This is a genomic window from Halorubrum sp. Boch-26, from assembly GCF_029889805.1.
Lineage (GTDB): Archaea > Halobacteriota > Halobacteria > Halobacteriales > Haloferacaceae > Halorubrum.
Window position 1 is genome coordinate 1 of sequence record NZ_JARANT010000107.1, and the last position, 8,630, is coordinate 8,630.

Consider the following 8,630-nt stretch of genomic DNA (forward strand, 5'->3'; position numbering starts at 1 on the left):
CGTCGCCGCGGCCCGCCAGCTCGCGGACCGCGTCGGGGGCGGCGAAGTCGCCCACGACCTGGTCGCTCGCGACGGGGGCGGCCGGACAGTCCGGCGTCGGGTCGAGCACGACGACCTCGACGCCGAGCCGCGCGACCGCCTCGCCCATCATCCGTCCCAGCTGTCCGCCGCCGACGACGCCGAGCGTCGGTCCCGGCAGAGTGATCGACATACGCGGCCCGTATCCGACGTTGCTGCATAAATATTCCCACATCCGGGCGATGAATATACATGTATGTGTGTATATCGGGGCGCTCTGTTGCGATTCTGTTCCCTCTAGATACGTTTCAGTGTAATCACATGCTTTTGAGCGACGGCGACAATCACTTATAAAGTACGCCGCGGTGGCGCGCCTTCGAGCGGTCGCCGGCGGCGACCGCGAGGAGTCCGCGAGGGACGCGGTGAGCGCTCGGAGAGCGCGAACCGCGAGGCTGGGGAGGCGTGAGGTGCGGGGCGGTTGCGGTTCGGGGAGGACTCAAAGGGGCAGTCGCGACGGCTCGCGCGCCTTGCTGTGCTCCTCACTCGCTGTCGCTCGCTGCGGTGCTTGCTGCGGCGTGCTTCGCCCTCGCGACTGCCCCTTTGGAAGTGTTCTCGATCACAGCGACCGCAACGACGTATAGCCGAGCGATTGGGGCTTTGGGGGCCTCCGCCGTCGATCCATAATTAGCCGCTTATCAGCGAGCGGCTCGGGATGTGGGAATCCTCACCGCGACACGGTCAAGCACCAATAAACACCCGGCGGAAACATCGCTCTTTTACATATAATAACCGACCCGCGCGACTCACTCCCGAGATCGATCGCAGTTATATCTGCACTGAACGATCGGAAATGCGAGAACCATCTGCCGCTGAGGATTTAAATAGTACTGAGTACGGATAGAGAGGCCCGGTATCCCTATAGCTCGACCGTCGAGAGGTCGCTCTCCAGCCCCGCCACGAACTCGTTGTACGCGTCGACGAATCCCCGGAAGGAGTCGGCGTACTCGCGCACGTCGGCCGCGGAGGGAGCCTCGTACTGCGAGAGGAGGTAGAGCCCACCGGAGCCGCCCACGCGGAGGTACGAGACGGACCCCTCGTCCCACTTCAGCTCCCAGCGGTCGCCCTCGACGCGGGCGGTGTAGGTCCCGTAGTCGTCGCCCTCGTACCGGTGGATCTCTCCGGCCATGACGGTGCAGGCCTCGCGGACCGCGTCCAGCACGCGGTCGCGCTCGGCGACGACCCCGTCGGTCGAGGCGGGCTCCGGGAACTCTGCGCGCACGCCGTCGAGGACGCCCGACAGCGACGCGACGTACTCGTTCCAGGCGGCGACGAAGTTCGCGTAGTCGTCGAGGGCGGCCGCCAGATCGGCCGGGTCCGGCGGCTGCTTCGTCGAGATGACGTACACGTCAGAGCCCGACGTCGGCGAGAACAGCAGGAACTCCAGCTCTCCGGCCTCGTGCTTGACGGTCCACGTCCCGCCCGGCGTCGACAGTTCCCGCCGGCCGTAGTCGCCCCCCTGAAGCTTCGCGAGCTGGTAGGCGATCGTTCCCGCGTGGTCGCGGACCGCGGCGACGAGCTCGTCCCGCCGGTCGGCGACCGCGGCCGTCTCGCGCACGTCGAGGTCGAGTTCGAGGTCGGCGTGGGTAGTCACGGCCGATCTGGACGCCACAAGCGGTTAATCGGTTCGGGTCTGCAGAGGAGTCCGGCCGCGCTGCGCCCGACGATCCGGACCGCGCCCGACGATCCGGACCGCGCCCGACAGTCACGGGATCGACTCCCGGATCTCCCGGACTCGCGCCGGCTCGTCGACTCCCGAACGCAACACGACGGCGAACACCGTCTCGCCGTCCGGCTTCGGCGCGTCTCCGCTCAATATCGCGTCCGATCCGGTCTCCTCCGCGAGCCACCGCCGGCCGTCGGCGATCGCCTGTCGGTTGAGCCAGGGCGGGGGTCCGCCGACGACGAGCAGCGTCCGGTCCGCGCGCCCCTCCGGGACCTCGACGGTCGACTTCCCGCGGGCCGCCTTCCGGATGGTCGTCTCGATCGCCGACACCGCGGCGCTGGCGTCGATCTCCGCGGGCTCGTCCGAGCCGAACAGCCCGAGCCCGAACCGCGATCCCGACTCCGGCGGGTCGACCGCCTGCGTCGCGTGGCCGATCGCAGCGATCTCCCCGTCGTCCCCGACCGCCCGAGCGATATCGCTCGCGTCGAGCACCTGCTGGGGGGTCGACTCCGTGTCGCTCGATTCGCCGGCGCCGAACAGCGCCGTGATGCGCTCTACGACGACTCGATTCAGCCGGTCTCTGGCGTCGGCGAGCGTCTCGCCCGGCCGGAGCCACGCGTCGTTATCGAACGGGAACAGGGCCGCACAGCGGTCGGAGAGCGCGTCGAGCGTCCGAGCCGCGTTCTTCTCCGCGAGGGGACGACGGGGGTCGCGCTCACCGGGGTCGGTTTCGCTCCCGCGGACGGGGTCGACCTCGCTGGCCGCCGACTCCGCCGGCGTCGGGAGCAGGCCGACGGCGTACACCGGGGTGTCGTAGAGGCGCGACAGCTCCGCGGCGAGTGCCGGCGCGGCCCCGGCCCCAGCGCCGCCGCCGAGGCCGAGGACGAGCAGGAACGCCTCCGCGATCGACGGGTTCTCGTCGTCCATGACACGGCCGAGTTCGCTGGCGTGGGCGTCGCCGAGCCGCCGGGCCGCGTGGAGGTCACCGTTGAGCCCGCTCCCGTCGGCCGCGTCGCCGAAGCGGTAGCGGCGCGACTCGTTGAGCGACCGAAGGTCGTCGAGGGCCGCCGCGTCAGTGTCGAACGCGTTGATCCCCTGCAGGAACCGGTCGTCGCCGTGATCGGCCGCGAGCCGGTCGGCGATCCGGCCACCGGCGCCGCCGAGACCGATGACGTGAAGACGCATACGTCACCCCGGTCGACGAGCGGAGGCTTAGCTCTTCGGCTCGGCCGGCGGGACTCGGTGGGGGAAGGCGTCCGCCGGCCCGTGAGCGGGGCGGTCAGAACTCGTCGAGCCGTCGCTGCCCGCGTGGGACCGCCGCGGCGGCCTCCTCGGCGCCAGCCTCGTCGGGGTCACCGCCGAGCAGCCGGATCAGCGCCGTGTCGGCGAACGTGAGCGCCAGCACCAACACGATGGGGGCGAGGAACAACCCGTGGAAGCCGAAGACGACGGGGCCGAAGATGTACGCGAGCATGAGGAGCCCGACGTGGGTCGTCTTCCCGCTGAAGTACGGCCGGAGCACAATGTCGGGAATCGTGTCGACGACGACCGCCGCGACGACGAGGAAGCCGGCGACGTAGACGAGGAGCGTGAGGTCGTCGCCGCCGAGGACCGTCGGAACCGAGGTCACCGCCGCTAGCGGGACGTATACGATCTTCATCCCGATCACCGGTATCAGACTCGCGATTCCGGTGAGCGCGCCCGCCAGCGCCGGGTACGGAACCTCGACCGCGGCGGGGGCGGCCACGTTGTAGACGGTGTAGGTGACGACAGCGATGATCGAGATGGCGATAACGTTGAGCAGGTTCCCGTACAGCACCGCCTCCAGCTCGGCGTCCGCGGTTTCGAGATACTCGCGGACCACCGCGTCGTCGTCGAACGTCAGCAGCCACTCGTGGAACTTCGACCCGTCGAGCAGCAGGTAGTAGGTAACGACGATAACGATCAGGAGGTTGAGAGCGAGCCCGCCGACCGTGCTCGCCAGCAGCGACGCCTGCTCGGAGACGAACTCGATCAGCGGATCGAGCTGTCCCGAGCGATACGCGGCGACGATCCCGTCGAGGGTGGGGTTAGAGAGCGCGGCCAGGTCACCGACCCAGGAGTTCTCCGCGCCGACCGTTTCGGCGACCGGGTACCGCTCGATGAAGCGGCGCGCCTCGATCAGCACCAGCAGCACGGTGTAGCCGATGAGCCCAATCAGGGGGATCCCGATGAGCGACAGGGAGACGACCGCCCGGACGCGCGCCGGGAGCCGGAACCGTTCGAGCCGGTGAAAGAGTCGTCGCGTCGAGTAGTAGAGGAAGACGGCGACCGTGAGCGGAGCGATGAACCGATAGCCGATGAATCCGACGACGAGCGCGACTGCGAGACCGAAGAGGGCGATGACGAACCGCTTCTCGTCCATGGCCGTTCGTCTCCGCGTACCGACATAAACCATGTGCTCCGGTCCGACGGGAGAGACCGGCTACCGCCGCGGTCAGCCGGCAGACGGCGCGTAATCGTCGACGCGGTCGCCCGGCAGTCGTCGACGCGGTCGTCCGGCAGACGGCCCTCAGTCGTCGTCGGTCGTTCGCCCGATGCCGTCAGGGTCCTCCGGTTCCTCCGCATCACGGTCCGCGAACGCGCGCTCGATCCGCGCTATCTGTTCGCGGTGGAGCGAGAGGATCATGTCCGCCAGCACGCCGAAGATCAGCAGTTGGATCCCGAGTATCGCCGCGCCGACGGCGCCGATGGCGATCACCTCGTGAGACACACGGAACACGAACCAGCGGTAGAGGACGTACGCGGTCATGAGCGCGCCAACCGCCGTCGACACCGCGCCGACGCCGCCGAAGTAGAACAGGGGGTTGTTTGTCTTCGCCTTGCGGTACAGCTCGAGGAAGATCACGCCGCCGTCGCGGATCGGGTGGAGGTTGGTCGCGGAGCCGCCGGGACGCTCGCGGTAGGTGATCGGGACGACCGCGACCGGGACCTGATTTTTCACGCACTCGACCGCCATCTCCGTCTCGATCCCGAACCCGTCGGCGGTGAGGTGGAGTCGGAGGAACGACTCCCGGGTGAACGCCCGATAGCCGGAGAGGATGTCGCGGTACCCCTCGCCGTGGATCACGCGGAACGCGGCGTTGATGATCCGGTTCCCGATCCGGTTCAGTCGGGTCATCGCCCCCGGGCGCATGTCCGCGAACCGATTCCCGATGACGTGGTCGGCCTCGCCGGCGAACAGTGGGTCGAGCATCGCGTCGACGTCGGCCGCGTCGTACGTCGCGTCGGCGTCGGCCATCACGACGTACGGCGCGTCGATGTGGTCTCGCACCGCCTCGCGGACGGCCTGCCCCTTCCCGCGACCGGACTGCTCGACGACGCGCGCGCCGGCCTCACGGGCGACCGCCCTAGTTCCGTCCGTGGAGCCGCCGTCGATCACGAGGATCTCATCGATCCCGGCGTCGCGGAAGCCGTCGACGACGCGCGCGACCGTCTCGGTCTCGTCCATCGTGGGTAGCAGGACGCAGACGTCGTCATAGTCGCTCATGGCGGGTCGACGGCGGGGGAGTCCCTAAACTCTGCCCTTCCGGACCGGTGGGTGTCGAGGACGTCGGTCCCGCGATCGACCCCGCCCGTCGCCGATCCTGCGGCCACCCATACGCTCATGTATCCGACGACAGATCGTGTGAGTATGTCGCAGCCACCCGACTCTCACGTCGACGAACTGCTCAGCGCGGCGCGGACGGCGACCGGCGACGAACTTCGGAGCCTCACCTACTTCACCGAGGACGAGGTGACGCAGCTGTACCTCCGTAGCGACCTGAGCCGGACCGCAGATCTCGTCGGCTTCGCAGAGAACGAGCGCCAAGGGTTCCACTCGCAGTCGCTGTACGCCGACACGCAGCTCGGCGACTACCAGTTCACCGTCCGCGTGTTCGAAAACGGATATCTCACGCGGGTGATCGCCGGGGAACACGGGGCCTGGATGACGACCGACTCGATGGAGATGGACCGGTTCGAGGAGCTCGCCAGCGCGCTCTCGTCGATCCTTCGGTCGTTCGATCCGGCGTAAGCAAACGCGTTGCCGATCCTCACGGTCGACTTCCCGCCGCCGATACCGGTCCGGTCCGCGCTCAGCCGAGGTGGCTCTGCAGCTCCGGGACCAGCTCGTCTGGGTCGACCGGCTTGGTGACGTAGCCGTCGGCGCCGGCCTTCACCGCCTCCATCATTTTCTCCTGCTGGTCGACGCTCGTACACATCACGATCACGGCGTCCGGCCACCGCTCTTTGATCGCCCGCGTCGCCTCGATCCCGGTCATCTCCGGCATGACGACGTCCATCGACACGGCGTCTGGTTCGTACGCCTCGAACAGCTCCACGGCCTCCGCGCCGTTCTCCGCCTCGGCGACGACGTCGAACGATCCCTCCAGCGCGTCACGGACCACGGTCCGCTGGAACGAGGAGTCGTCAACGACGAGCACCCGCTCGGTCATAGCTATTGATCCGCGGCTGAACGTCATAAGCGCGCGGATCGACCGGCGGCGGACTCCAACGGAGGCGCCCGACCCGCGCACCAAGACCTTGTATATTCGGTGAAGCGTATAATGAACATAGGAACAACGTTAAGGTGTATCCCGCGGTACGATGCCGCATGGAAACGCGGAAGGTCCAACGGCTGGGTCCGTCGACGCTGGCGATGACCCTCCCCGCCGAGTGGGCACAGGAACACGGCGTCAACAAGGGCGACGAGGTGTCGCTCCGGATGGGCGGAAAGGGAACGCTCACCGTCCTTCCGGAGTCGGTGAGCACGGAGGAGTCGGAGGCCGTCATCAACGCCGACGGGCTCGACGCGCGGTCGCTGGAGCGAGCCATCGTCGCGCAGTACGTGCTCGGGCGGCGCGTGATCCACGTCCGGAGCGAGGGGACGCTCGACAGCGAGCACATCAACGCGGTGTATAAGGCGGAGACGCAGCTGATGGGGCTCGGCGTCATCGAGGAGACGCCGGAGGACATCTCCATCCGCTGTTCGGTCGACCCGGAGGACTTCACTCTCGACAACCTGCTCGAACGGCTGGAGAACACCGGATCGACGATGCGCGGCGAGGCCGTGAAGGCGCTCGCCCACGGTAATCCCGACCTCGCGCAGCGCGCGCTCAACCGCGAGCGGCAGGCGAACAAGATCTTCGTCCTCCTGCTCCGGCTCATCTTCACGGCGTACCAGAACCCGAACCTCGCCCGCGCGGTCGGCTTAGAGGAGGGGTTCCCCCTCATCGGCTACCGCTCCGTGGCGAAGAATCTCGAACTCACCGCAGACAACGCGGAGGACATCGCCGACATCGTGATGGAGGCCGACGGCCACACGCTCGACGTCGACAGCGCGACGATGCGCCAGATCCGCGAGTTCACCGACCAGGTGGACGAGCTGACGGCGCTCGCGGTTCGAGCCGTCGTCGAGCGCGACTACGACCTCACCGTCGAGTGCCGCGACCTGTTCGCCAGGCTGGAGGACCGCGAGCAGGAGATCCTCGGCGAGCTGCCGGGCGACCTCGACAACGACACGCTGCTGATGACCCGCGAAGTGCTCGTCAGTCTCCAGCACACCGCCGAGTACGCGATGCGGAACGCCGAGATCGCCGCGAACCTCGCGCTCAACGAGGAGTCCGAACACGTCGAGATCATCTGAGGGCAATCGACTCCGGCGCCGCGGTCGCGTCCTTCGCATGAACTAAGTAGTCGCCCGCGAAGCGACGGGTATGAGCGAGGGATCCATCGAGTCTGACATGGAGATCGGCGTGGCGCTCGCGTTGGGGGCCGTCGCGCTCGTCGGGACGGTGCTGATGTTCGGCTACCCGTCGCAGATCGGCCGCGCGTGGGGCTTCGCGGCGGCGTTCGTCTTCGCCGTCTGCGCGGTCGTCGCCGTGCAGGTGTTCGACTGAGCGGGGAGACGACGAGAAACCGTTAAGGACGTCAGACGCCTACGTTATCGGCATGAGCGAGTACACCGAGGAAGAGCAGCGGATCCTCGCGTACCTCACGGACAGCGTCACCCGTGGCGAGCGATACGTCCGCTCGAAGACGATCGCCGAGGCCATCGGCCTCACGGCCAAACAAGTCGGCTCGCGGCTCCCCCGGCTCGCCGAGAAATCTGACGACGTCGACATCGAGAAGTGGGGTCGGGCCCGGTCGACGACGTGGCGCGTGACGCCGCAGGGCTGAGCGGCGGTCCGAGCTCCCACGCGAGACCCGCCACCCGCTCGGCCGCTCCTGCCGGACTCGCGTGTTTTTAACCCCCGTGGCACCAACGGGGTGGTATGACCGTCCGAGTCTCCCGGACGTTCGAGTTCGACGCGCCCGCGACGGACGTGTGGGCGTTCATCTCGGACGCCGAGAAGCGCGCCGGCGCGATAAGCGTGGTCGACACCTTCGAGGTCCACGGCGACGGGCGCGCGACCTGGCACGTCGCGCTCCCGATCCCGATGATCCGTTCGACGATTTCCGTCGAGACCGAGGAGGTCGAGCGCGACGAGCCGAGTCGGGTGAAGTTCGTCGGCAAGTCGAAGGCGTTCCGCGTGACGGGCGAACACACGATCACCGAGACCGACGGCGGCTGTCGGCTGGCCAACGAGTTCGTCGTCGACGGCCGACTGCCGGGTGTCGAGTCGTTCTTCGAGCGCAACTTCGACGCGGAGCTCGACAACCTGGAGGACGCGCTCCGCGCCTCGCTGGGCCCGAGGGCATGAGGGTCGCCTGCGTTCAGCTCGGCGTCGAGGGGGGCGCCGTCGCGGACAACGTCGAGAGCGCGGCCGACCGGGTCCGGGCGGCCGCCGCCGACGGGGCGGGCCTCGTCGTTCTCCCGGAGCTGTTCGACGTCGGCTACTTCGCGTTCGACACGAACGCCCGGGCGGCG

The 8,630-nt window shown here is 68.1% G+C and carries 11 protein-coding genes and 1 pseudogene; 6 read left to right on the plus strand and 6 right to left on the minus strand.

The features are described 5' to 3' along the window. From OQF71_RS12720 to aglJ, 5 genes and pseudogenes are all read right to left on the minus strand, one after another. Positions 1-211 (minus strand): annotated as a pseudogene (locus tag OQF71_RS12720) (5-(carboxyamino)imidazole ribonucleotide synthase); the annotation flags it as partial. A 723-nt stretch (positions 212-934) separates the two neighbouring features. Further along, positions 935-1,669: a hypothetical protein gene (locus OQF71_RS12725; protein WP_280588117.1), complete on the minus strand. Its 735-nt coding sequence runs from the start codon at positions 1,667-1,669 to the stop codon at positions 935-937. A gap of 111 nt (positions 1,670-1,780) precedes the next feature. Continuing rightward, positions 1,781-2,926 carry a cell division protein FtsZ gene (locus OQF71_RS12730; protein WP_280588118.1) on the minus strand — a complete coding sequence of 382 codons (1,146 nt, stop codon included), beginning with the start codon at positions 2,924-2,926 and terminating at the stop codon, positions 1,781-1,783. Positions 2,927-3,020: 94 nt separating this feature from the next. Next, on the minus strand, positions 3,021-4,145 hold the full coding sequence (locus OQF71_RS12735) for an AI-2E family transporter (RefSeq protein ID WP_280588119.1): 1,125 nt from the start codon (positions 4,143-4,145) through the stop codon (positions 3,021-3,023). Positions 4,146-4,292: 147 nt separating this feature from the next. Beyond that, complete coding sequence (gene aglJ / locus OQF71_RS12740) at positions 4,293-5,270, minus strand: S-layer glycoprotein N-glycosyltransferase AglJ (protein ID WP_280588120.1); 978 nt, start codon at positions 5,268-5,270, stop codon at positions 4,293-4,295. Between the two features lie 144 nt (positions 5,271-5,414). Between aglJ and OQF71_RS12745 the strand changes: the two genes are divergently transcribed. Then, positions 5,415-5,795, plus strand: coding sequence for a hypothetical protein (locus OQF71_RS12745; RefSeq protein ID WP_280588121.1), 381 nt, complete (start codon positions 5,415-5,417; stop codon positions 5,793-5,795). A 61-nt stretch (positions 5,796-5,856) separates the two neighbouring features. Here the strand turns inward: OQF71_RS12745 and OQF71_RS12750 are convergent, their stop codons facing one another. Further along, complete coding sequence (locus OQF71_RS12750) at positions 5,857-6,216, minus strand: response regulator (protein ID WP_280588122.1); 360 nt, start codon at positions 6,214-6,216, stop codon at positions 5,857-5,859. A 158-nt stretch (positions 6,217-6,374) separates the two neighbouring features. On the opposite strand from OQF71_RS12750, the gene OQF71_RS12755 reads away from it, so the two are divergent. The 5 genes from OQF71_RS12755 to OQF71_RS12775 form a co-directional block, all read left to right on the plus strand. Next, positions 6,375-7,406: a phosphate uptake regulator PhoU gene (locus OQF71_RS12755; RefSeq protein WP_280588123.1), complete on the plus strand. Its 1,032-nt coding sequence runs from the start codon at positions 6,375-6,377 to the stop codon at positions 7,404-7,406. Positions 7,407-7,476: 70 nt separating this feature from the next. Beyond that, on the plus strand, positions 7,477-7,659 hold the full coding sequence (locus tag OQF71_RS12760) for a hypothetical protein (RefSeq protein WP_280588124.1): 183 nt from the start codon (positions 7,477-7,479) through the stop codon (positions 7,657-7,659). Between the two features lie 52 nt (positions 7,660-7,711). Further along, the gene (locus OQF71_RS12765) at positions 7,712-7,939 is read left to right on the plus strand and encodes a hypothetical protein (protein ID WP_280588125.1); all 228 of its coding nucleotides are present in this window, start codon (positions 7,712-7,714) and stop codon (positions 7,937-7,939) included. Between the two features lie 95 nt (positions 7,940-8,034). Next, positions 8,035-8,463: an SRPBCC family protein gene (locus tag OQF71_RS12770; protein ID WP_280588126.1), complete on the plus strand. Its 429-nt coding sequence runs from the start codon at positions 8,035-8,037 to the stop codon at positions 8,461-8,463. Further along, positions 8,460-8,630, plus strand: a 171-nt coding sequence (locus OQF71_RS12775) for a nitrilase-related carbon-nitrogen hydrolase (RefSeq protein ID WP_280588127.1), incomplete at its 3' end; no start/stop codon positions are given. The genes OQF71_RS12770 and OQF71_RS12775, both read left to right, overlap by 4 nt.

Excerpts from the sequence above, each read along its gene's own strand:
- OQF71_RS12730 (WP_280588118.1), bottom strand. The coding sequence starts at position 2,926 with ATGCGTCTTCACGTCATCGGTCTCGGCGGCGCCGGTGGCCGGATCGCC.
- OQF71_RS12735 (WP_280588119.1), bottom strand. The coding sequence starts at position 4,145 with ATGGACGAGAAGCGGTTCGTCATCGCCCTCTTCGGTCTCGCAGTCGCG.
- aglJ (WP_280588120.1), bottom strand. The coding sequence starts at position 5,270 with ATGAGCGACTATGACGACGTCTGCGTCCTGCTACCCACGATGGACGAG.
- OQF71_RS12770 (WP_280588126.1), top strand. The coding sequence starts at position 8,035 with ATGACCGTCCGAGTCTCCCGGACGTTCGAGTTCGACGCGCCCGCGACG.
- OQF71_RS12745 (WP_280588121.1), top strand. The coding sequence starts at position 5,415 with ATGTCGCAGCCACCCGACTCTCACGTCGACGAACTGCTCAGCGCGGCG.
- OQF71_RS12760 (WP_280588124.1), top strand. The coding sequence starts at position 7,477 with ATGAGCGAGGGATCCATCGAGTCTGACATGGAGATCGGCGTGGCGCTC.
- OQF71_RS12755 (WP_280588123.1), top strand. The coding sequence starts at position 6,375 with ATGGAAACGCGGAAGGTCCAACGGCTGGGTCCGTCGACGCTGGCGATG.
- OQF71_RS12765 (WP_280588125.1), top strand. The coding sequence starts at position 7,712 with ATGAGCGAGTACACCGAGGAAGAGCAGCGGATCCTCGCGTACCTCACG.
- OQF71_RS12750 (WP_280588122.1), bottom strand. The coding sequence starts at position 6,216 with ATGACCGAGCGGGTGCTCGTCGTTGACGACTCCTCGTTCCAGCGGACC.